Below are 21,788 nucleotides of genomic sequence, written 5' to 3'. Positions count from 1 at the left end.
CTGGCCCGTGGTTTGCGAGGCCGGTTTTTCGTTTCAGTGTGGGTAGCTTTTCATATGCTCAGCATCAACAACCGCATCGCCGAAGAACTGGGCGTGCGCCCGCAACAGGTCGCCGCCGCCGTGGCGCTGCTCGATGAAGGCTCCACCGTGCCGTTCATCGCCCGCTACCGCAAGGAAGTCACCGGCAGCCTGGATGACACCCAACTGCGCAACCTGGAAGAGCGCCTGCGCTACCTGCGCGAGCTGGACGAGCGCCGCGCCAGCATCCTCGCCAGCATCGAGGAGCAGGGCAAGCTGACCCCGGAATTGACCCGCGAGATCAACCTGGCCGAGACCAAAACCCGCCTCGAAGACCTCTACCTGCCCTATAAACAGAAGCGCCGCACCAAGGGCCAGATCGCCCTGGAAGCCGGCCTCGGCGAACTGGCCGACGCGCTGTTCGACGACCCAACACTGAATCCGGAAAGCGAAGCGGCGCGCTTCGTCGACGCCGAAAAAGGCTACGCCGACATCAAGGCAGTGCTCGAAGGCGCCAAGTACATCCTCATGGAGCGCTTCGCCGAGGACGCCAGCCTGCTGGCCAACCTGCGCGGCTTCCTCAAGGACAACGCCACCCTCAGTGCCCGGGTGATTGCCGGCAAGGAAGACGAAGGCGCTAAATTCCGCGATTACTTCGAGCACGACGAGAAGCTGAAAAACGCCCCCTCGCACCGTGCCCTGGCGATTTTTCGCGGGCGCAACGAAGGCTTCCTCAGCGCCAGCCTGAAAGTCGGCGAAGAGCTGCCCGGCACCCTGCACCCCTGCGAAGGCATGGTCGCCGAGCGTTTCGGCATCAGCAACCAGGGCCGCGCCGCCGACAAATGGCTGGGCGAAGTGGTGCGCTGGACCTGGAAGGTCAAGCTCTACACCCACCTGGAAACCGACCTGCTCGGCGAACTGCGCGAAGGCGCCGAAGACGAGGCGATCTCGGTATTCGCCCGCAACATGCACGACCTGCTGCTCGCCGCCCCGGCCGGCCCGCGCGCCACCCTCGGCCTCGACCCGGGCCTGCGCACCGGCTGCAAGGTCGCGGTGGTGGACGCCACCGGCAAGCTGCTCGACACCGCCACCGTCTACCCGCACGTGCCGAAGAACCAGTGGGACCAGACCCTCGCCGTGCTCGCCGCGCTGTGCGCCAAGCACTCGGTCGACCTGATCGCCATCGGCAACGGCACCGCCAGCCGCGAGACCGACAAGCTGGCCGCCGAGCTGATCAAGAAGTACCCGGGTCTGAAGATGACCAAGGTGATGGTCAGCGAAGCCGGCGCCTCGGTCTACTCGGCCTCGGAACTGGCGGCCAAGGAGTTCCCCGACCTCGACGTGTCGATCCGCGGCGCCGTGTCCATCGCCCGCCGCCTGCAGGATCCGCTGGCCGAACTGGTGAAGATCGAGCCGAAATCCATCGGCGTCGGCCAGTACCAGCACGACGTCTCCCAGCTCAAGCTGGCGCGCAGCCTGGACGCGGTGGTCGAGGATTGCGTCAACGCCGTCGGCGTCGACGTCAACACCGCCTCGGCCGCCCTGCTGGCGCGGATCTCCGGACTGAATACGACCCTGGCGCAGAACATAGTCGCGCACCGCGACGCCAACGGCGCCTTCAAGACCCGCGACGCCCTGAAGAAGGTCTCGCGCCTGGGCGAGAAGACCTTCGAGCAGGCCGCCGGCTTCCTCCGCGTGATGAACGGCGACAACCCGCTGGACGCCTCGGCCGTGCACCCGGAAACCTACCCGCTGGTGCAGCGCATCGCCTTGGATACCGGCCGCGACATCCGCTCGCTGGTCGGCGACGCGGCCTTCATCAAACGCCTCGATCCGCAAAAATTCACCGACCAACGCTTCGGCCTGGTCACCGTCGGCGACATCCTCCAGGAGCTGGAAAAACCCGGCCGCGATCCGCGCCCCGAGTTCAAGACCGCCGAATTCCAGGAGGGCGTCGAAACCCTCAAGGATCTCGAGCTGGGGATGATCCTCGAAGGCGTGGTGACCAACGTCACCAACTTCGGCGCCTTCGTCGACATCGGCGTGCACCAGGACGGTCTGGTGCACATCTCGGCGTTGTCGGAGAAGTTCATCAAGGACCCGCATGAAGCGGTCAAGGCCGGCGACGTGGTCAAGGTCAAGGTGATGGAGGTGGATATCGCGCGGGGCCGCATCGCCCTGTCGATGCGCATGAGCGACAGCCCCGGGGAGAAGGTCGAAGGCCCGCGCGGCGGCGCTCGTGGCGGCGGCAACCCGCGTGGCAATGCACCGCGCAGCGAACGCCATTCCAGCCAGGACAAACCGGCCCCGGCCAATGCCGGCATGGCCGCGCTGTTCGCCAATGCCAAGCAACTGAAGAAGTAAGCCCAACCTGCGCGCCGTAAAACAGACCTTGTTCCGCTTACGGGTTGAGCCCGAACGCCGTCTGTAGGAGGCGCGACCCCGCGGCGAATGCAGCCCGCAGGGCTGCCGGCCCATCGTTTCGCGGTATAGCCAAAGCTCGCCCCGAGGTCGGGCCTCCTACGGATCGCAGGCAGTTCGCGCCTGGCGATACAACACCTAACGGCTACAGCGCCAAAAATAACCGCGCGCTCGCGACGACAGCACGCCAGGGCATGGACAGGCCCTGGCCCAGACGCGTCGCCCTGGCGCAAGCGCACAGCGTCCAGCTATAACCATCTTCGCTCGCCTCAGGTTATAAGAACGCACTGACCGAGCGCAGGCAGTGGCCTGCATTTTCCCGCCGCCCCTTGTAGAGCGCGACTAGCACCCCCATATTGGGGCGACCGATGCGTGAAGGAATGCACTCTTGAGCGACCTGTTCTCCCGCCGCCTGGCCTTGCTTGGCGAGCGCGCCAACCTCTCCCTGCTTGCCCAGTGCTTGCACGGCATCGAGCGCGAATGCCTGCGCGTCAACGGCGACGGCCAGCTGGCGTTGACCCCGCACCCACCGGCGCTGGGTTCGGCGCTGACCCACCCGTTGATCACCACGGACTATTCCGAATCGCTGCTGGAGTTCATCACCCCGGCCGAGGCCGACCCGGCCACGACCCTGGCCGATCTCGAGCAGATCCATAGGTTCGTCTACAGCAAGCTCGACGGCGAATACCTGTGGAGCCCGTCGATGCCCTGCGCCTTGCCGGATGAGGAAAGCATCCCGATCGCCCAGTACGGCAGCTCGCATGTCGGTCAACTCAAATACGTCTACCGCAAGGGCCTGGCCCTGCGTTACGGCAAGACCATGCAGTGCATCGCCGGCATTCACTACAATTTCTCCCTGGCCGACAGCCTGTGGCCGCTGTTGCAGCAGGCCGAGGGCAATACGCGCAACGCGCGCGACTACCAATCGGCGCGCTACATCGCCCTGATTCGCAACTTCCGCCGCTACAGCTGGCTGCTGATGTACCTGTTCGGCGCCTCGCCGGCGCTGGATGCCGGCTTCTTGCGCGGGCGCCCGCACCAATTGCAGCAGCTGGATGGCGAGACCCTGTACCTGCCCTACGCCACCAGCCTGCGCATGAGCGACCTGGGCTACCAGAGCAGCGCTCAGGCCGGCCTCACCCCTTGCTACAACGACCTGACCAGCTACACCGACAGCCTGCGCCAAGCGGTCGCCACGCCCTACCCGCCCTATGTCGAGCTCGGCAGCAAGAAGGATGGCGAGTGGCTGCAACTCAACACCAACATCCTGCAGATCGAGAACGAGTACTACTCGAACATCCGCCCGAAACGCGTGGCCCACAGCGGCGAGCGGCCGATCCAGGCGCTGGTGGCGCGCGGCGTGCAATACATCGAAGTGCGCTGCCTGGACATCAACCCCTTCCTGCCGCTGGGCATCGACCTGGTCGAAGCGCGCTTCCTCGACGCCTTCCTGCTGTTCTGTGCGCTGCAGGAAAGCCCGCCACTGGAGGGCGAGGAATGTCACGCCTGCACCGACAACTTCCTCAAAGTGGTCAAGGAAGGTCGGCGTCCCGGCTTGCATCTGCAGCACCGGGGCAACCCCGTGGCACTGCAGGCCTGGGCTCACGAACTGCTCGACAGCATCCAGCGTACGGCCACTCTGCTCGACCAGAGCCACGGCGACGAAGCGCACAGCCTGGCGCTGCAAGCCCAGCGCGAGAAAATCGACAACCCAGCCCTGACGCCCTCGGCCCAGGTACTCGCGCAACTGCAGCAGGGTGAATGCTTCACTCAGTTCGCCCTGCGCCAGAGCAAGCTGCACGCCGACTACTTCCGCAGCCAGCCGTTGAGCACAGAGCAACAGGCCGCCTTCGAAGCCGCGAGCGCCCGCTCACTCGGCGAGCAGGCGGATCTGGAGGCCCAGGAACAGGGAGACTTCGACAGTTTTGCCGCCGCCTATCAGGCGAGCATCCTGGCCCCAGGAATTTAGTCGATCCGGTCACAAAAACCAGCATCGGAGCAGCTGCTGTGACCGGCGACCCAGCCTGCAAGGCCGGGCGCGGCTAGCATAAGCGCAGCACAATCAACATGAGCCGTGCCCATGGAGCCCGACACTCGCCTCAAGGATGACCGCCACTGGAGCCTGGAAAGCCTGAACAAGGCCTACCAGCAAGGCTATATGGCAGGCCTCACCGGCCAATCCTACAGCCGCCACGACCGCCGCGCCGAAGTCCTCGCCGCCGCCTGGGAGGCCGGCTGGGACGACGGCCATGAACAACTGCTGCGCCAGCAGAAGAGCGCCTGAGCCACCGGAATGCGCATCCCGCCCTGCCGTCGGTTTGCTGCGTTGCGCCTTCTCGGCCTGCTTTTGGGCATTTGCCCCGCAGGCGCCTGCGGGGCAAATACCAGCCTTGAAGGCGCGTAGGGCATAGCCTGGGCGCAACAGTGCCGGCACCCGGATCACGCCCCGCCTACAACGCCTTCTCGAACACCTTGGAGTTGCGCTGGAAGTTGTACAGCGAGGCGCGCGCGGCCGGCAGGCGGTCGACGCTGCTGGGCATGAAGCCGCGTTCGCGGAACCAGTGAGCGGTGCGGGTGGTGAGCACGAACAGGTGCTTCAAACCCTGGGCGCGGGCGCGGGCCTCGATGCGTTCGAGCAGTTCGTCGCCGCGACCGCCGTGGCGGTAGGCTGGGTTAACCGCCAGGCAGGCCAACTCGCCGTAGTCCGAATCGGCGATCTGGTACAGCGCGGCGCAGGCGATGATCAGCCCCTCGCGTTCGACGATGCTGAACTGCTCGATCTCGCGCTCGAGCACCTCGCGCGAGCGGCGCACCAGGACGCCCTGTTCTTCCAGCGGGCTGATCAGCTCGATCAAGCCGCCGACGTCCTCGATGGTCGCCTCGCGCAAGACCTCGAACTGCTCCTGGGCCACCAGGGTGCCGTTGCCCGCACGGGTGAACAGTTCGCTGAGCAGCGCGCCATCCTCGGTATAGCTGACGATATGGCTGCGCCGCACCCCGCCGCTGCAGGCTTGCGCGGCGGCATCGAGCAATTCCGCCTGGTAGCTGCCGTTCAGCCGCTGCAGGTGCTGCGGCACCTGTTGCGGGCGCAGCTCGCGCACCAACTTGCCCGTCTCGTCGAGCAGGCCGGACTCGGCGCCGAACAACAACAGTTTGTCGGCACCCAGGTCGATGGCCGCACGGGTGGCCACGTCTTCGCAGGACAGGTTGAAGATCTCCCCGGTGGGCGAATAACCCAGCGACGACAGCAGCACGATGCTGCGCTCGTCGAGCAGGCGGCCAATGCCCTTGCGGTCGACCCGCCGCACCTCGCCGGTGTGGTGATAGTCGATGCCGTCGACCACGCCGATCGGCCGTGCGGTGACGAAGTTGCCGCTGGCCACGCGCAGGCGCGCGCCCTGCATCGGCGAAGCGGCCATGTCCATCGACAGGCGCGCCTCGATGGCGATACGCAACTGGCCGACCGCATCGATCACGCACTCCAGGGTCGCGCCGTCGGTAACCCGCAGATCACGGTGAAAGTGCGGGGTCAGCCCGCGTGCGGCCAGACGCGCCTCGATCTGCGAGCGCGAGCCGTGCACCAGCACCAGGCGCACGCCGAGACTGTGCAGCAGCACCAGGTCGTGGACGATATTGCCGAAATTCGGGTGGGCGACACCCTCGCCCGGCAGCATCACCACAAAGGTGCAATCGCGGTGGGCATTGATATAGGGCGAAGCGTGGCGCAGCCAATTGACGTAGTCGTGCATGTGAGAGCCTGTAGAGCAATGACGAAAGTAAAGGTGAAAACAACGCTTCTCGCGCTGGGAGAAGGTAACTAGCGTCGTCGCAGCAGCATCGGGGCTCCCCTTCAGGCTTTCACAGGTTGCAGGCAGTAGTGTTGGATCAGCTGACGTAACAGACGCACGCTCGGCTCGATACGTGACATGTCCAGGTACTCGCCCGGCTGGTGGGCGCAGTCGATATCGCCGGGGCCGAGCACCAGGGTCTCGCAGCCAAGCTGCTGAAGATAAGGCGCTTCGGTGGCAAACGCCACCGAAGCCGCGTTGTGCCCGGTCAGGCGCTCGGCCAGGCGCACCAATTCACAATCGGCGGCCTGCTCGAAGGGCGGCACGCTGGGAAACAGCGGGGCAAAGTCGATCTTGACCCGATGCCGCTCGGCCAGCGGTTGCAGCTTCTGGCGGATCGCCGCGCGCAGCAGTTCCGGCTGCATGCCCGGCAGCGGGCGCAGGTCGAACTCCAACGAGCATTGGCCGCAGATGCGGTTGGGGTTGTCGCCGCCGTGGATGCAGCCGAGATTGAGGGTTGGCTGCGGCACGCCGAACTGCGGGTTGTTGAACTCGCGCTGCCATTGGCCGCGCAAGCCGCGCAGCTCGCTCAGCACGTCCTGCATCGCCTCCAGGGCGCTGTGGCCGAGGCTCGGGTCGGAGGAATGGCCGCTCTGGCCGAGAATGTCGATGCGCTCCATCATGATGCCCTTGTGCAGGCGGATCGGCTTCAGCCCGGTCGGCTCGCCGATCACCGCGGCGCGCCCCAGCGGCCGACCGGCCGCGGCCAGGGCGCGGGCGCCGGACATCGAGCTTTCCTCGTCGCAGGTGGCGAGGATCAGCAGCGGCTGCTGGAAGCGCTGGGTCAGCAAGGGTTGCAGCGCCTCGATGGCCAGGGCGAAGAAGCCCTTCATGTCGCAACTGCCCAAACCGATCCAGCGGCCATCGGCCTCGGTCAGTTTGAGCGGGTCGCTCTGCCACAAGGCCGCATCGAACGGCACCGTGTCGCTGTGCCCGGCCAGCACCAGGCCGCCCGGGCCGCTGCCGTAACTGGCCAACAGGTTGAATTTGCCCGGCTGGATTTCCTGCACTGCGCAGGCGAACCCGAGGTCGCCGAGCCAGCTCGAGAGCAACTCGATCACCGGCCGGTTGGACTGATCCCAATGCGCCTGGGTACAGCTCACCGAAGGCGCGGCAATCAGCGCGGCGAATTGCTCTTTGAAGGAAGGCAGGGGCATTGGCGGTCTCCGCGGGCGTTGCCGCCATCATAGGGGCAACGCCGACGCAGAGGGAACCGTAATGCGGGGCTAGCTCAGAGGAAGATGCCGCGCAGGATATAGAAGAATACGATGGCCAGAACCGCACCGACCGGCAGGGTGATCAGCCAGGACATGAAGATCTTGCCGATCACGCCCAGGTTCAGCGCACCGATACCGCGGGCCAGGCCGACGCCCAGCACCGCACCGACCAGGGTGTGGGTGGTGGACACCGGCAGGCCGATGGCCGAGGCCCCCACCACCGTGGTGGCGGTAGCCAGCTCGGCGGCAAAGCCGCGGCTCGGGGTCAGCTCGGTGATTTCCTTGCCGATGGTGGCGATCACCTTGTAGCCATAGGTGGCCAGGCCGATGACGATACCCACCGCGCCGAGCAGCAGCACCCAGCCGGGAACCGCGGATTTAGCACCAACGGCCATTTCGCCACCACTCTGAATCACCCCGACGATGGCCGCCAGCGGACCGACCGCATTGGCCACGTCGTTGGAGCCGTGGGCGAAGGCCATGGAGCAGGCGGTGAAGATCATCAGCACGGCGAAGACTTTCTCCACGCTGGCGTAGTGGAAGTCCTTGTCCGCCTCGAGGTCGATCTTGATCCGGCTGAGCAGGCCGATACCCAGCAGCATCACCAGCGCGCCGACGCCCAGCGAGAGCAGGAAACCCTCGCCGCCGGAGAGGTTCAGGCCGATATGCTTGAGGCCCTTGGTCAGGGTCATGATGCTGACCATGAAGCCGGTGGCGAACATATACAGCGGCACGAAACGCTTGGCGTTGAGGAAGGGCTCGTCGGTATCGATGATCAGCTTCTGCACGCTGACGAACAGGCCGAAGGCGACTATGCCGGAGAGCAGCGGCGAGATCACCCAGCTAGCGACGATCGGGCCGACGCCGCCCCAGCGCACCGCGTCCATGGACACGCCGACGGCGGCAAAACCAATCACCGCACCGACGATGGAGTGAGTGGTGGAGACCGGCCAGCCGCGGGTCGAGGCGATCAGCAGCCAGGTGCCGGCCGCCAGCAGCGCCGACATCATGCCCAGCACCATCAGGTCCGGGGTGATCATCGAGGCATCGACGATGCCGCTCTTGATGGTTTCGGTGACCTCGCCGCCGGCCAGATAGGCGCCGGCAAATTCGAACACCATGGCGATCAGGATCGCCTGTTTGATGGTCAGCGCCTGCGAGCCCACCGAGGTGCCCATGGCGTTGGCCACGTCGTTGGCGCCCACGCCCCAGGCCATGAAAAAGCCGAAGAGACAGGCGAGCAGCAGAAGTACGAGGCCGTAGTCCGCAATCAGAGACATAGATAATTAATCCGTAGATTCCAGAAAGAACACTGGCGCTTAACGCGCCAGCAGTTGTTCCAGTCGGTTACCGACACGCTCGGCGCGGTCGGCGACATCGCCGATCCACTCGAGGATCTGGTAGAGGAAAATAACGTCGACCGGAGGAAGGTCCTTTTCCAGCTTGAACAGACCACGACGCGCTTCGACCTGCATCACATCGGTGTCGCGCTCGATTTGCTCCAATTCCTCGACCATGGAAACGACCAAGGCGGCTTCGCGCCCGCCAAAGCCGGTCTCCAGCAGTTCATCCAGCTCGTTCATCGCCTTTAGCGCCTGGGCGCTGGCATCCACGGTGCGCTGCACAAAGGCCCGCATCAACGGCTGCAAAGCCTGCGGAATGGCCATTTCGCGACCCAGCATCAGGCCGGCGATGTCCTTGGCGCGGTTGGCAACTTTGTCCTGTACACTCAGCAGCTCAAGCAGATCCGAACGCGGCACCGGCAGAAACAAGCTCTTGGGCAGGTGCAAACGCACGCTTTTCTTGAGCTTGTCGGCTTCGCCCTCCAGCCGCGCCATGTCCTGCTGCACCTGTGCCACCTTGGCCCAATCCTCAGCCATCACGGCGTCGAAAAACGGCACCAGGTGTGCGGCGCACTCATGGGCTTTGGCGAAGTGCTTCTGCATCGGCCCGATGGGCGAGCGACCGAACAGGCTGGCGAATGGATTGAGCGGCATAGGGTGAACCCCGGCTTTAAAGAAGGCGGCAAGTATACGGATCGCTCGAAAAGCTCGCCAGCATGCATCATCAGACAGTCACAATTTTACACTAGGCGCTTAGCTCACCATCATGGTCAAAGAAACCGAAATCAAATTGCGCGCCAGCCGCGACACTCTGGCCGCCCTGCGCGAGCACCCGCTGCTGAAGAAACGCAACAAGAGCGGCTGGGAACAACACGAATTATTTAACCAATATTTCGACACGCCGGCCCGCGACCTGGCCCAGGCCAAGGTCGCCTTGCGCATCCGCCGCGATGGCGATGCCTTTATCCAGACCCTGAAAAGCCGCGGCCAGAGCGTGGCCGGCCTGTCCGAGCGCAACGAGTTCGACTGGTCTCTGGAGCAGGCCGAACTGGATCTGAGCAAACTCGACGCCAACTGCTGGCCGGCGGCCCTGGCCGAACTGGACAAGAGCCTGCTGCAACCGATCTTCAGCACCGACTTCGTCCGCCAGCGTGCCGATATCGCCTGGGGCCGCGGCAAGGCCAAGGTGGTCATCGAAGCCGCCCTGGATCTCGGCCAGGTCATCGCCGGCGAAGGCGAGGAAGAAATCTGCGAGCTGGAGCTGGAGCTGCGCCAGGGCGAACCTGAAGCCTTGCTGGAGCTGGCCGCCGAACTCGCCGCCGATCTGCCGCTGATGCCTTGCGACATCAGCAAGGCCGAGCGCGGTTACCGCCTGTTCGATGCCGGCAGCTACAGCCTCAGCCTACCGGCCCCCGAACTGAACGCCGAGATGAGCCTGGACGACGGCTTTGCCGCGCTCGCCTGGCACCTGCTCGGCAGCAGCCAACGGCTGGCCGAGCAGTACCGTTTCAATGGCCATTGGCGCCTGCTGGTCGACTGGCTGGAACAACTGGTCGGCCTGCGGGCATTGATCGGCAGCCTCGGCCAAGCCGCACCGCGCAGCAGCAGCAGCGAACTGCGCCAGAGCCTCGATGCCCTGTTGCACGACTGGCGCCCACGCCTGCAGGCCGGCCAACTCGACGATGCCGCGCGTCAGGCCGCACCGGCGCAGTTCGCCAGCGAACTGCAAAGCACGCGCTGGGGCCAGTTCTCCCTGAACGCCTCGCGCTGGCTGCTGGCCAGGGGCTGGACGAACGCCCGCAACAACCGCGGCAACCGTCAGGGCGCCGCGCCGCTGGGCAACTGGCTGGCGACCCTGATCGCCGAGGAAGGCCATGACCTGCAGTTGAGCCGCTACCAGAAACAACCGGAAGACCTGGCCGAACAACTGCCGCGCATCGAGCGCCTGCTGGTCTGGCTACGCCTGGCCCGTGGCGTGCTGGAGGTGCCGGAAGTCGACCGCCTGTACGGCGAACTGAGCAAGCTGAGCGAACAGGCCAGTCGCCCCATCGATCCCGAGTCGTTGGCCGCACGGCAAGCCCAGACCCATACTGTGGCAGCCTTGAAAGCCTGGAGAATGCTGGTGAAATAAGCGGCAGGCGGCAAGCCAATGTGGCATTTATGCGTTGGCGCGCAGCAGTTTTCGACTTGCCGCTTTAAGCTTGCCGCTTACCGCTACCACCACAGGGAGTCCCATGTCCGCCATCATCTCGCCCACCGCCGACCGCACCCTCGATCTCGGCGACCTGCTGCGCGAACTGGTCAGTCAGGGCCGGATCGACCAGGACAGTGCCGAGCAGTGCCTGACGATCCGCCGCAGCGCGGTGAACAACCAGCAGCATCCGCTGGAATTTCTCGCCGCGCAGCAGGTCAACGACCTGGGTTGTCCAGGCAAGGCGCTCGACCTGGAAAGCCTCACCCGGTGGCTGGCGGAGTGGGTCGGGCAACCCTACCTGCGCATCGACCCGCTGAAAATCGATGTGGCCGCCGTCACCCCGCTGATGTCCTACGCCTTCGCCCAACGGCACAAGATTCTTGCCGTGGCGGTAGCCCCCGAGGCGGTGACCATCGCCAGCGCGCAACCGCTGATGCACAGCTGGGAAGCCAACCTGACCCATGTGCTGAAACGCCCGATCAAGCGGGTGGTGGCCAACCCGGCGGAGATCCAGCGCTTTACCGTGGAGTTCTACCGCCTGGCCAAGTCGGTCAGCGGCGCCAGCGCCGGCGAGATGAAGATCAGCGGCGTCGGCAACTTCGAGCAACTGCTCAACCTCGGCGCCCAGGATCAAGAGCCGGACGCCAACGACGCGCATATCGTCAACATCGTCGACTGGCTGTTCCAGTACGCCTTCCAGCAACGCGCCAGCGATATCCACATCGAGCCGCGCCGCGAGCAGGGCAGCGTGCGTTTTCGCATCGACGGCGTGCTGCACAACGTCTACCAATTCCCGCCGCAGGTGACCATGGCGGTGGTCAGCCGCCTGAAAAGCCTGGGGCGGATGAACGTCGCGGAAAAGCGCAAACCGCAGGATGGCCGGGTCAAGACCAGGATCCCGGATGGCGGCGAGGTCGAGTTGCGCCTGTCGACCCTGCCCACCGCCTTCGGCGAGAAGCTGGTGATGCGCATTTTCGATCCGGAAGTGCTGCTGAAAAGCTTCGACCAGCTGGGCTTCTCGCCGGACGACATGAAGCGCTGGGCCGACATGACCGGGCAACCCAACGGCATCATCCTGGTCACCGGCCCCACCGGCTCGGGCAAGACCACCACCCTGTACACCACGCTCAAGCAGCTGGCGACGTCCGAGGTCAACGTCTGCACCATCGAAGACCCGATAGAGATGATCGAGGGCGCCTTCAACCAGATGCAGGTGCAGCACAACATCGACCTGTCCTTCGCCAGCGGCGTGCGCGCGCTGATGCGCCAGGATCCGGACATCATCATGGTCGGCGAGATCCGCGACCTGGAAACCGCCGAGATGGCGATCCAGGCCGCACTGACCGGCCACCTGGTGCTCTCGACCCTGCACACCAACGACGCGCCCAGCGCCATCACCCGCCTGCTCGAGCTGGGCGTGCCGCATTACCTGCTCAAGGCCACCCTGCTCGGGGTCATGGCCCAGCGCCTGGTGCGCACCCTCTGCCCGCATTGCAAGGCACCGCACGAACTCGGCGAAGACGACTGGCAGAGCCTGACCAAACCCTGGAACGCGCCGCTGCCGAGCGGCGCGCACAAGGCCGTGGGCTGCCTGGAATGCCGCGACACCGGCTACCGCGGGCGCGCCGGGGTCTACGAAATCATGCAGCTCAACGATGGCATCAAAGCGCTGATCGGCGCCGACACCGACCTGGTAGCCCTGCGCCGACAGGCGTTCAAGGAGGGCATGCGCAGCCTCAGGCTGTCGGGCGCACAAAAAGTCGCCGCGGGCCTGACCACCATCGAGGAAGTGCTACGGGTCACCCCGCAGAGCGAGCAGCGTTAGCGCGGCCTGCGCCTCAGCGTTGGGCGACGACCGGCGTCCCCTTGCGCGGCGGGCAGTTGAGGTAGGCCGAGCCCTGCAGCCAGGCCTGATCCGGATACCAGGCAAAGATGAACTGGCCGCCCTTGAGCTGGTCGACCACCATCCGTGCCACCTCCGGCCGCACCGCCGGGCAACCGAGGCTGCGGCCGATCCGGCCTTGGCTCTGTACCAGGCGCGGGTCGACGTAGCTGGCGGCGTGGATGACGATGGCGCGCTCGCGAGCCCGGTCGTTGACTCCCGGCTCGAGGCCGTCCATGCGCAACGAATAGCCGTGCTTGCCGCTGTAGCTCTCCGCGGCGCGAAACAAGCCCAGGCTGGACTGGTAGCTGCCCAAGGTGTTGGAAAAGCGCGTGGCGAAATTCTCTCCCGACAAACGCCCGTGAGCGACAAAATCGCGCAACAGCAAGCGCGGCTGCTGCAGATCGAAGATCCACAAGCGGCGAGCGGTGGATGGCTGCGCATAGTCGATCACCGCCAGCCGCTGCGCCGGCTCGGCACCATGCTTGAGCGCACACTGCATGGCCATCAGCGCATGTTCAAGCACCTGGCGGTCGAGCCCGGGCGCGGCCCGCGTCAGACTGTCGAACAGCGGCGGCGGCGCGCTTGCCGCCGCCAGCCAGGGTGAAACCAGCAGACAGAGCCCGCTCAGGTAAATGCCGAGTCGGCGGAGTGCTTGGATCATGCGCAGGAAGCTCCTGTGTACACTGCGACCAACATTCGGCGAACGCTTGCGAGCGCCTGCTTTAATCGCTGCCGGCGCCGCACGAGCCGACGGCGCCCCATTCGACGGCAAACAACCGTCACGCAACTGGCAACCCATGAACTGGAGAGCGCGATTGTACACAAACACCGCACGCCACCTGGCTGCCGCCGGTCTATTGGCTATTGCGGCCCAGGCCTACGCCGTCGATGACGGCGCCAGCCAGGCGATTCGCCTGAGTTTCGCCGCGCAACCGAGCGCCTGCGCCCCGTCGCTCACGGCCGCCGAGCTGCAGGTATCCGGCCTGCTGTACGAGTTCTATACGCAGCAGGCCTTCGTCCCGCTCTGGCAGGAGCCTAGCCGACGTGCGGCGCTGTTGCATGAACTGGAGCAACTGGCCGACGACGGCCTCGACCCCGGCGAGTATCGGCTCGACCGCCTGGCCGCCGCGCTGCCGAACGATATCCAGCAGCGCGCCTGCGCCGACCTGCTGATCAGCCATGGCTACCTGCAAGCCCTGCAGCACCTGGCACACGGGCGCCTGACGCAAGAACCGCTAGAACCCTTCTGGCGCGCCCCCGACAGCGCCAGCCCGACGCCACCGGCCAGCCTGCTCAGGCGCGCCTGGCAAGGCCTCGACGACCTGCCGGCGGCCTTCGCCGCGGCGCGCCCCGCTCTGCGCCAATACCAGCAACTGCGCCGCGCCTACGCCGAGCGGCGTCGTCTGCCACTGGCCGAGTGGCCCAGGGTTCCGCCCGGCCGCCTGCTGCGCCCGGGCATGCGCGATCAGCGCATTCCCCTGCTGGCCGCCCGCCTGGCGGCGGAGGGCTATATCGGCCAACGGCCAAGCACTGACGCCGAGCGCTACGACGCCCCCCTGGTTGCCGCCGTGGAACGTTTCCAGAGCCGCCATGGCCTGCAGGCCGACGGTTTGGTCGGCGCGGACAGCCTGACCGCCCTGAACACCAGCGCGACCGAGCGGCTCGAGCAACTGCGGGTCAACCTCGAACGCTGGCGCTGGCTGGCCGGCGACATCGAGGCCGAAACCCTGCTGGTGGATATCGCCGCGGGCCAGCTCGGCTATTACCGTGACCACCAGTTGCTCTGGCAGGGGCGTGCCCAGGTCGGGCGGCCGGCACGGCAGACGCCGCAGCTCAAATCACTGGTCAGCCGCCTGACCCTCAACCCCACCTGGACAGTGCCGCCGACCATCCTGCGCGAGGACAAACTGCCGGAGATCCGCCGCGACCTCGGTTATCTGCAGCGCCAGCAGTTGCGCGTGCTCGACCGCGACGGCCAGCCCCTCGACCCGGCCACGGTCGACTGGCAGCATCCCGGCGCGATCATCCTGCGCCAGGATGCCGGGCCGCAAAACCCCCTCGGGCAGTTGGTCATCCGCTTCGCCAACCCGTTCTCGGTGTACCTGCACGACACCCCCAGCCAGCACCTGTTCGGCAAATCGCCGCGCGCGTTCAGCTCCGGCTGCGTGCGCATCGAAGGCATCGTCGAACTGCTCGACGTCCTGCTGCCGGCCGATGACTGCGCCGAGATCGCGCGCCTGCTGGCCAGCGGCAAAACCACAGAATTCCCCATCCGCGGGCGCCTGCCGATCGTCCTCGCCTACTGGACCGCGGGGGTCAACGCCGCCGGCGAACTGATCCTGCGCAACGACCTCTATGCGCGCGATCGAAGACTGCTCGCGGCGCTGCAAGGCGACCCATACTGATTCACAAGTTCGCCCGGATCCCGGGAAAATCCCTGGCGATAGGCATACAATCGCCCGTCACCCTACAAGCTCTGCGCAAGGAACTACGCCTCATGGAAATCGGCAGTGTGATCTTTCTCTTCGTCGGCCTGGCCGTCGCCGTGGTCTTTATGGGTTTCAAAGTGGTGCCCCAGGGCTCGCAATGGACGGTCGAGCGCTTCGGCCGCTACACCAACACCCTGACCCCGGGCCTGAACATCATAGTGCCGGTGATGGATCGCATCGGCCACAAGCTCAGCGTCATGGAAACGGTGCTGGATATTCCGCCCCAGGAAGTGATCACCTCCGACAACGCCACGGTGCAGATCGATGCCGTGTGCTTCTTCCAGGTGATCAACGCCGCCCAGGCCGCCTACGAGGTGAACAACCTCACCCATGCCATCCGCAACCTGCTGCAGACCAATATCCGCACCGTGCTCGGCTCCATGGAGCTGGACGCGATGCTCAGCCAGCGCGACGCGATCAACGAGAAACTGTTGCGCACCGTGGATGAGGCGACCGCGCCCTGGGGGATCAAGATCACCCGCATCGAAATCAAGGACATCAGCCCGCCGGCCGACCTGATGGCCGCCATGTCCGGGCAGATGAAGGCCGAGCGGATCAAGCGGGCGCAAATCCTCGAAGCCGAAGGCCTGCGCGCCGCCGCCATTCTCACCGCCGAGGGCAAGAAGCAGGCGCAGATCCTCGAGGCCGAGGGTGAACGGCAAGCGGCCTTCCTCGAAGCCGAAGCCCGCGAACGCGCCGCCGGCGCCGAAGCCGAAGCCACCCGGGTGGTCTCGGTCGCCATCGCCGACGGCAACGTGCAGGCGATCAACTACTTCGTCGCACAGAAATACATCGACGCCCTCGGCCAGTTGGCCAGCGCCAACAACAGCAAGGTCATCCTCATGCCGTTGGAAGCCAGCCAGGTGATAGGCGCGGTCAGCGGCATCGGCGAGATCGTCAAAGCCACCTTCGGCGATAACAAGCAGGGTTAAGCGATGTGGGACTACTTGCAGCACCTGTCGTTCTGGAACTGGCTGGCCTTCGGCACCCTGCTGCTGATCCTCGAAGTGTTCGGCGCCGGCGGTTACCTGCTGTGGATCGGCATCGCCGCGGCCAGCGTCGGCGTGTTCACCTACCTGTTCCCGGAGCTGCCCTGGGCCGTGCAGTTCATCCTGTTCGGCGTGCTCTCGGTGCTCACCGCCGTGTACTGGTGGCGCCGCCAGCGCACCGCGGCCAAACCCTCCGACCAACCGGGGCTGAACCGCCGCGGCAGTGAGCTGGTGGGGCGCCAGTTCGTCCTCCATGAAGCCATCAGCAACGGCCACGGCAAGATCAAGGCCGGCGACACCCTGTGGCTGGTCAGCGGCCCGGATCTGCCGGCCGGCAGCCCGGTCAAGGTGACCGCCCAGGAGGGCGTGCGCCTGAGAGTCGAAGCCATCGGGTAAAGACACCGCCTCTCAGCTCCACAGTCGTGAAGGCCATCAAGGCACCCGTCGAGCTTCGCGACTGAAGCCCGAGCAGCTGCTGCAGGCTGCACTGCTGTGCGGCCTCACTATCGCCGAGCAAAGGCCATGAGCCAGCAGACCGCGCCCCCACCCTTGATCGGCCTGGTTGAACCCCTGCGGCGGGCCGGACTCTTATTGCATAAGCCCACCTTTCGGAGTCAGCGCATGCGCCACTTCAGCCCGTTACTCTTTGCCGCACTCTTCGCGTTCACCGCCCCAGCTTTCGCTGACAGCATGGTGCGCGACATCCTCTCGTCCGGCGCGACCACCGCCTCGACCTATCTGACCTTCAAGGACAAGAAGCTGGTAGTGCCGGCGCGTGACGATGCCAGCAGCTATGTCGCCAGCGGCGGGAAAATTCGCGGGCCTTATCTGGAAGCGGCGCTACGCCAACTGCGCGCCGAACACCCCGACCTGCAGGCCAGCGACATGGCATTGGCCAGCGCCATCCTCGCCGCACAACAGCAGTAGCCATCCCGCCTGCCGCCTCCGGGGCGGCAGGCGGCTCAGGCGGCTCCCAACTCGCGAATGCTCTCGCGCAAGTGTTCGAAGTCGTACCCGGACAGGCCGACGTACTCCAGCACCAGCTGTTCGATGTTCTGCCATTCATGATCCTCGGCCTGGTTGCCCAGCACCCGATGGCTCTGGCAGATGTGCTCGGCCATTTTCAGGATCGCCAGCAGGGTCTTCAACTGGGCATCGCGGCCGGAGTCGTCGCTGAAGATCGCCAAGGCGTTGTGGTGGCTGGCGATGGCTTCGCACAGGTGCAGCGGCAGGTTCCACGACTTGGCGGTGAAGTAGCCGACCACCGCGTGGTTGGTGTTGAGCAGGCGGTTCTCGGTGTCGACCACCCGCAACTCGGCACTGGCGCTGTAATAGGCCTCCTCCAGCACCGTCATGTAGTGGGGGAAGCGCTTGACCATCAAGGGGATGCCGCAGTTGTGGAACAGGCCGAGGGTGTAGGCCTCGTCCGGCGCCTGGTAGCCGATGCGTTTGGCCAGGGTCAGGCAGGTCATGGCCACGTCCTGGGCACTGTCCCAGAAGCGGCTGAGGGTGACTATGGTCTCGTCGCTGAGCTCGCCCTTGATCGACTGGGCGTTGATCAGGTTGATCACCGTGTCGCAACCGAGCAGATTGACCGCCTGCTGGATCGAGGCGATGCGGTTGTCCAGACCGAAAAACGGCGAGTTGACGATCTTCAACAACGCCCCGGACAGCCCCGGATCCTGGCTGATCAGCCTGGCAATGGCCTTCAGGTCGGGATGCGGCATGACCTGCTCCATCTGCAGGTCGACCATGATCTGTGGCTGCGGCGGCACGCTGATGCCTTGCAGGACTTTGTGAATCTGTTCGGCGGAGAGGGCGTGGGCCATGGCGAGTCGACAAAGATGGCAGAAGGCCAGAGTGTAGCCGGATTGCCCCCACGCGAACATGCCCGGGAACATTCATCGGCACGATGGAAAGCCCGTCCGAGCTGCGCCTGCGCTTGGCGAACCGGCTATAATCGCGCTCTTTTTCTGGAGAACCCCCCATGTCCCTGCCCAGCCTGCGCCTGAAAGCCAACGCCGATCGACGCCTGCGGGCCGGCCACCTGTGGGTCTACAGCAACGAGATCGATGTCGCCGCCACGCCGCTGCACGGCTTTGCCGCCGGCGACCAGGCGCTGCTCGAAGCCGCCGGCGGCAAGCCCCTGGGCGTGGTCGCCATGAGCCCGAACAACCTGATCTGCGCGCGCCTGCTGTCGCGCGACAGCAAGCTGGTGCTGGACAAGTCGCTGCTGGTGCACCGGCTCAACGTCGCCCTGTCCTTGCGCGAGCGCCTGTTCGAGCAGCCCTGCTACCGCCTGGTGTACGGCGACTCCGACCTGCTGCCGGGGCTGGTGGTGGATCGCTTCTTCGACATCCTGGTGGTGCAGCTGGCCTCCGCCGCCATGGAGCGGCATAAGGACGAGGTGCTGGCCGCGCTGATCCAGGTGCTCAAGCCCAGCGGCATCCTGCTCAAGAACGACTCCGCCGCGCGCGACGCCGAAGGCCTGGAACGCTACGTGGACACCGCCTTCGGGGTGGTGCCCGAATGGGTCGCCCTGGAAGAGAACGGGGTACGGTTCGAGGCCCCGGTGATCGCGGGGCAGAAGACCGGCTGGTTTTACGACCACCGCATGAACCGCGCGCGCCTGGCGCCCTACGTCAAGGGCAAGCGGGTGCTCGACCTGTTCAGCTACATCGGCGGCTGGGGCGTGCAAGCGGCGGCCTTCGGCGCCAGCGAAGTGTTCTGCGTGGACGCCTCCGGCTTCGCCCTCGACGGCGTCGAGCGCAATGCCGCGCTCAATGGCGTCGCCGAGCGGGTCACCTGCGTCGAAGGCGACGTGTTCGCCGCCCTCAAGGAGCTCAAGAGCGCCGAGGAGCGTTTCGACGTGGTGATCGCCGACCCGCCCGCCTTTATCAAGCGCAAGAAGGATCTGAAGAACGGCGAGGCCGCCTACCGCCGCCTCAACGAACAGGCCATGCGCCTGCTCGGCAAGGACGGCATCCTGGTCAGCGCCAGCTGCTCCATGCACCTGCCGGAAGACGATCTGCAGAACATCCTGCTGACCAGCGCCCGCCACCTGGACCGCAATATCCAGCTGCTCGAGCGCGGCGCCCAGGGCCCGGACCATCCGGTGCACCCGGCCATCGCCGAGACCCGCTACATCAAGTCGCTGACCTGCCGCCTGCTGCCCAACAGCTGATCGGGCTCTGAGCCAGGGGCCGGCTCAGTGCAGGATCTGGTTCAGGAAGGCCTGCGCCCGCGGGCTCTTCGGTGCATTGAAGAAGGTCTCGGGCGGGCTGTCCTCGACGATGCGCCCGCCGTCGAGGAACAGCACGCGCTGCGCCACCTGGCGGGCGAAGCCCATCTCGTGGGTGACGCAGAGCATGGTCATGCCGCTGTCGGCCAGCTTGACCATCACATCCAGCACCTCGCTGACCATCTCCGGGTCGAGCGCCGAGGTCGGCTCGTCGAACAGCATGATCCGCGGCTGCATGCACAGCGCCCGGGCGATGGCCACGCGCTGTTGCTGGCCGCCGGAGAGCTGGCCGGGGTACTTGTCCGCCTGGTTTTCGATGCCGACCTTGGCCAGGTAATGCCTCGCCCGCTCCACTGCGGCAGCACGGCTCAGGCCGTGCACGCTGATCGGCGCCAGGCTGCAGTTGTCCAGCACGCTCATGTGCGGGAACAGGTTGAAATGCTGGAACACCATGCCGATCTCCCGGCGCACCTTGGCCGCCTGCGGGCTGTCCTTGGACAAGTCGCTGCCCTCGACCAGGATGCGCCCCTGCTCGGCGATCTCCAGGCGGTTGATGCAGCGGATCAGGGTCGACTTGCCCGAACCCGAGGGCCCGCACAGCACGATGCGCTCGCCGGCCTGCACGCTCAGGTCGATGTCGTGCAGCACCTGGAAGGGGCCGTACCATTTGTTCAGGCCCTGAATCTCCACGGCCGGCCCGCCACGCGTAGCGGCCTGGGCCAGGTGGCGGGTGGGCGCGATTGCGTCGATCTGACGGCTAAACGAAAGCATGCGAGTTGTCTCCCATTGCGGCCAGCTCGCCCACGCCGGCAAATCCGGGCGGCACGACTGGCGTTTATTGTTGTGTGGGGCAGCGCTATTGGTCGCCGCCTAGGCGAAACGTTCGACGCTGAAGGGCGCCGGGTCGGTGAAGGGTTGCTCGCCGGTCATCATCTCCGCCAGCAGGCGGCCGCTGACCGGCCCCAGGGTCAGGCCATGGTGGGCATGGCCGAAGTTGAACCAGAGGCCGGGGTGTTGCGGCGCCGGGCCGATCACCGGGCGCATGTCCGGCAGGCACGGCCGCTTGCCCAGCCAGGGCTGCGCCTCGAGACGCCGGCCCAGGGGGAAGATGCTGCGCGCCAGGGCCTCGGCCCGGTTCAGCTGGATCTCGTTGACCGGCGCGTCGGGCGCGGCGAACTCGATGCCGGTGGTCAGGCGAATGCCCTGCTCCATCGGCGCCAGCACATAGCCGCCCCGGGTGTCGCAGAGCGAGTGCCTGAGTTCGCGGTCGTGGGCGTAGTGCATGTGGTAGCCGCGCTTGATGCCCAGGGGAATGCGGTAGCCCAGCGGCTGCAGGATCTCGTTGGACTCCGGCCCCAGGGCGACCACCACCTCCCGGGCGCTGAGCAGGCCCTGGGCGGTCAGCAGCTGCCAGCCCTCCGGACTCTGGCGCAACGAACGGGCATCGCCCTTGCGCACCTGGCCGCCGCGCAAGGCGAACAGCGCCGCGTAGCCCTTGACCAGGTTGCCGGGGTCGCTGACCGTCTTCGGATCCAGCCAGTGCACGCCGCCGCAGACTTCGCCCGACAGATTCGGCTCGCGTTCGCGCAGTTGCGCGCCATCCAGCAGGTCGAAGTGCAGGCCGTAGGCGCGCATCGCCTCGGCCTCCTGCTGGGCCCGGCGCAGGGCACGGGGGCAGCGGAAGACCTCGATCCAGCCGTTGGCACGGATCAGCCGGCCCAGCCCGGCCTGTTCGACCAGGGCGTCGTGCTCGAGCACGCAGCGCTCGATCAGCGGCTGCAGGGCGCGGGTCGACTCGGCCAGCGGCTTGGGCGCCGACTGACGCCAGAAACTCAGCAGCCAGGGCGCTGCCGTGGGCAGGTAGCTGGGGCTGTAGCGCACATCCGATTCGCGGTTCAGGCCATAGCGCAGCAGCCGCAGGAACTCCCGGGGGAAGGCGTAGGGCACCACGCTGGAACGCTCGATCAGGCCGGCATTGCCGAAGCTGGTGCCTTCGCCCGGCTCCTTGAGGTCGACCAGCGTCACCCGGCGGCCGCGCGCCTGCAGGTGGAGAGCCGTACACACGCCGATGATCCCGGCGCCCAGAACGATAGTGTCGCAGTTCATGCAGAATTCCTTGCCGCGCGCCCGCATGCCCGGGCGC

The 21,788-nt window shown here is 66.0% G+C and carries 18 protein-coding genes; 10 read left to right on the top strand and 8 right to left on the bottom strand.

The window, feature by feature from the left end; all coding sequences use genetic code 11:
- The first annotated feature begins 54 nt into the window (after positions 1-54).
- From P8H27_RS07740 to rmf, 3 genes are all read left to right on the top strand, one after another.
- Positions 55-2,382 carry a Tex family protein gene (locus tag P8H27_RS07740; RefSeq protein ID WP_289636513.1) on the top strand — a complete coding sequence of 776 codons (2,328 nt, stop codon included), beginning with the start codon at positions 55-57 and terminating at the stop codon, positions 2,380-2,382.
- 445 nt (positions 2,383-2,827) lie between these two features.
- The gene (gshA, locus tag P8H27_RS07735; protein WP_289636511.1) at positions 2,828-4,408 is read left to right on the top strand and encodes a glutamate--cysteine ligase; all 1,581 of its coding nucleotides are present in this window, start codon (positions 2,828-2,830) and stop codon (positions 4,406-4,408) included.
- 111 nt (positions 4,409-4,519) lie between these two features.
- Positions 4,520-4,723 (top strand): ribosome modulation factor, encoded by a 204-nt coding sequence (gene rmf / locus P8H27_RS07730; RefSeq protein WP_289636510.1) that lies wholly within the window; start codon positions 4,520-4,522, stop codon positions 4,721-4,723.
- Positions 4,724-4,889: 166 nt separating this feature from the next.
- Here the strand turns inward: rmf and argA are convergent, their stop codons facing one another.
- The 4 genes from argA to P8H27_RS07710 all read right to left on the bottom strand — a co-directional run bounded on the left by argA (position 4,890) and on the right by P8H27_RS07710 (position 9,501).
- The gene (gene argA, locus P8H27_RS07725) at positions 4,890-6,188 is read right to left on the bottom strand and encodes an amino-acid N-acetyltransferase (RefSeq protein WP_289636509.1); all 1,299 of its coding nucleotides are present in this window, start codon (positions 6,186-6,188) and stop codon (positions 4,890-4,892) included.
- Positions 6,189-6,289: 101 nt separating this feature from the next.
- Positions 6,290-7,444, bottom strand: a complete 1,155-nt coding sequence (argE, locus tag P8H27_RS07720; RefSeq protein ID WP_289636508.1) for an acetylornithine deacetylase — start codon at positions 7,442-7,444, stop codon at positions 6,290-6,292.
- Positions 7,445-7,518: 74 nt separating this feature from the next.
- Positions 7,519-8,784, bottom strand: a complete 1,266-nt coding sequence (locus P8H27_RS07715; RefSeq protein ID WP_289636506.1) for an inorganic phosphate transporter — start codon at positions 8,782-8,784, stop codon at positions 7,519-7,521.
- A 39-nt stretch (positions 8,785-8,823) separates the two neighbouring features.
- Positions 8,824-9,501 (bottom strand): TIGR00153 family protein, encoded by a 678-nt coding sequence (locus P8H27_RS07710; protein WP_289636505.1) that lies wholly within the window; start codon positions 9,499-9,501, stop codon positions 8,824-8,826.
- A 112-nt stretch (positions 9,502-9,613) separates the two neighbouring features.
- Here P8H27_RS07710 and P8H27_RS07705 point away from each other — a divergent pair, with 112 nt between their 5' ends.
- Together P8H27_RS07705 and P8H27_RS07700 are read left to right on the top strand one after the other, a co-directional pair.
- Entirely contained in the window at positions 9,614-10,978 is a 1,365-nt protein-coding gene (locus tag P8H27_RS07705) for an inorganic triphosphatase (RefSeq protein ID WP_289636503.1), read from the top strand.
- A gap of 103 nt (positions 10,979-11,081) precedes the next feature.
- A complete protein-coding gene (locus P8H27_RS07700) occupies positions 11,082-12,866 on the top strand; it encodes a GspE/PulE family protein (RefSeq protein ID WP_289636502.1) in 1,785 nt (594 codons plus the stop codon).
- Positions 12,867-12,879: 13 nt separating this feature from the next.
- Here the strand turns inward: P8H27_RS07700 and P8H27_RS07695 are convergent, their stop codons facing one another.
- The gene (locus P8H27_RS07695; protein WP_289636500.1) at positions 12,880-13,587 is read right to left on the bottom strand and encodes a murein L,D-transpeptidase catalytic domain family protein; all 708 of its coding nucleotides are present in this window, start codon (positions 13,585-13,587) and stop codon (positions 12,880-12,882) included.
- A gap of 154 nt (positions 13,588-13,741) precedes the next feature.
- Between P8H27_RS07695 and P8H27_RS07690 the strand changes: the two genes are divergently transcribed.
- The 4 genes from P8H27_RS07690 (at position 13,742) to P8H27_RS07675 (ending at position 17,331) form a co-directional block, all read left to right on the top strand.
- A complete protein-coding gene (locus P8H27_RS07690) occupies positions 13,742-15,331 on the top strand; it encodes a murein L,D-transpeptidase (RefSeq protein ID WP_289636499.1) in 1,590 nt (529 codons plus the stop codon).
- Positions 15,332-15,423: 92 nt separating this feature from the next.
- Positions 15,424-16,347 (top strand): SPFH domain-containing protein, encoded by a 924-nt coding sequence (locus P8H27_RS07685; protein ID WP_289636498.1) that lies wholly within the window; start codon positions 15,424-15,426, stop codon positions 16,345-16,347.
- A 3-nt stretch (positions 16,348-16,350) separates the two neighbouring features.
- The gene (locus tag P8H27_RS07680; RefSeq protein WP_289636496.1) at positions 16,351-16,800 is read left to right on the top strand and encodes an NfeD family protein; all 450 of its coding nucleotides are present in this window, start codon (positions 16,351-16,353) and stop codon (positions 16,798-16,800) included.
- 225 nt (positions 16,801-17,025) lie between these two features.
- The gene (locus P8H27_RS07675) at positions 17,026-17,331 is read left to right on the top strand and encodes a DUF2388 domain-containing protein (protein ID WP_289636494.1); all 306 of its coding nucleotides are present in this window, start codon (positions 17,026-17,028) and stop codon (positions 17,329-17,331) included.
- A 35-nt stretch (positions 17,332-17,366) separates the two neighbouring features.
- Here the strand turns inward: P8H27_RS07675 and P8H27_RS07670 are convergent, their stop codons facing one another.
- Entirely contained in the window at positions 17,367-18,179 is an 813-nt protein-coding gene (locus tag P8H27_RS07670) for an HDOD domain-containing protein (RefSeq protein WP_289636532.1), read from the bottom strand.
- 212 nt (positions 18,180-18,391) lie between these two features.
- Here P8H27_RS07670 and P8H27_RS07665 point away from each other — a divergent pair, with 212 nt between their 5' ends.
- Positions 18,392-19,588 (top strand): class I SAM-dependent rRNA methyltransferase, encoded by a 1,197-nt coding sequence (locus tag P8H27_RS07665; RefSeq protein WP_289636493.1) that lies wholly within the window; start codon positions 18,392-18,394, stop codon positions 19,586-19,588.
- A 24-nt stretch (positions 19,589-19,612) separates the two neighbouring features.
- Here the strand turns inward: P8H27_RS07665 and P8H27_RS07660 are convergent, their stop codons facing one another.
- Positions 19,613-20,416 (bottom strand): amino acid ABC transporter ATP-binding protein, encoded by an 804-nt coding sequence (locus P8H27_RS07660; RefSeq protein ID WP_289636492.1) that lies wholly within the window; start codon positions 20,414-20,416, stop codon positions 19,613-19,615.
- A gap of 99 nt (positions 20,417-20,515) precedes the next feature.
- Positions 20,516-21,751, bottom strand: a complete 1,236-nt coding sequence (locus P8H27_RS07655; protein WP_289636491.1) for an FAD-binding oxidoreductase — start codon at positions 21,749-21,751, stop codon at positions 20,516-20,518.
- Positions 21,752-21,788 lie beyond the last annotated feature (37 nt).

Source organism: Pseudomonas sp. sp1636 (assembly GCF_030376615.1).
Taxonomy (GTDB): domain Bacteria; phylum Pseudomonadota; class Gammaproteobacteria; order Pseudomonadales; family Pseudomonadaceae; genus Aquipseudomonas.
The sequence above is the reverse complement of the archived record's forward strand: the minus strand, read 5'-3'. Positions and strand labels throughout refer to the sequence as shown.

Coding starts and splice junctions, on each gene's coding strand:
- P8H27_RS07710 (WP_289636505.1), bottom strand. CDS start 9,501: ATGCCGCTCAATCCATTCGCCAGCCTGTTCGGTCGCTCGCCCATCGGG.
- P8H27_RS07655 (WP_289636491.1), bottom strand. CDS start 21,751: ATGAACTGCGACACTATCGTTCTGGGCGCCGGGATCATCGGCGTGTGT.
- rmf (WP_289636510.1), top strand. CDS start 4,520: ATGGAGCCCGACACTCGCCTCAAGGATGACCGCCACTGGAGCCTGGAA.
- P8H27_RS07700 (WP_289636502.1), top strand. CDS start 11,082: ATGTCCGCCATCATCTCGCCCACCGCCGACCGCACCCTCGATCTCGGC.
- argA (WP_289636509.1), bottom strand. CDS start 6,188: ATGCACGACTACGTCAATTGGCTGCGCCACGCTTCGCCCTATATCAAT.
- P8H27_RS07680 (WP_289636496.1), top strand. CDS start 16,351: ATGTGGGACTACTTGCAGCACCTGTCGTTCTGGAACTGGCTGGCCTTC.
- P8H27_RS07665 (WP_289636493.1), top strand. CDS start 18,392: ATGTCCCTGCCCAGCCTGCGCCTGAAAGCCAACGCCGATCGACGCCTG.
- P8H27_RS07715 (WP_289636506.1), bottom strand. CDS start 8,784: ATGTCTCTGATTGCGGACTACGGCCTCGTACTTCTGCTGCTCGCCTGT.
- P8H27_RS07740 (WP_289636513.1), top strand. CDS start 55: ATGCTCAGCATCAACAACCGCATCGCCGAAGAACTGGGCGTGCGCCCG.
- P8H27_RS07685 (WP_289636498.1), top strand. CDS start 15,424: ATGGAAATCGGCAGTGTGATCTTTCTCTTCGTCGGCCTGGCCGTCGCC.
- P8H27_RS07695 (WP_289636500.1), bottom strand. CDS start 13,587: ATGATCCAAGCACTCCGCCGACTCGGCATTTACCTGAGCGGGCTCTGT.
- P8H27_RS07705 (WP_289636503.1), top strand. CDS start 9,614: ATGGTCAAAGAAACCGAAATCAAATTGCGCGCCAGCCGCGACACTCTG.
- P8H27_RS07675 (WP_289636494.1), top strand. CDS start 17,026: ATGCGCCACTTCAGCCCGTTACTCTTTGCCGCACTCTTCGCGTTCACC.
- argE (WP_289636508.1), bottom strand. CDS start 7,444: ATGCCCCTGCCTTCCTTCAAAGAGCAATTCGCCGCGCTGATTGCCGCG.
- P8H27_RS07660 (WP_289636492.1), bottom strand. CDS start 20,416: ATGCTTTCGTTTAGCCGTCAGATCGACGCAATCGCGCCCACCCGCCAC.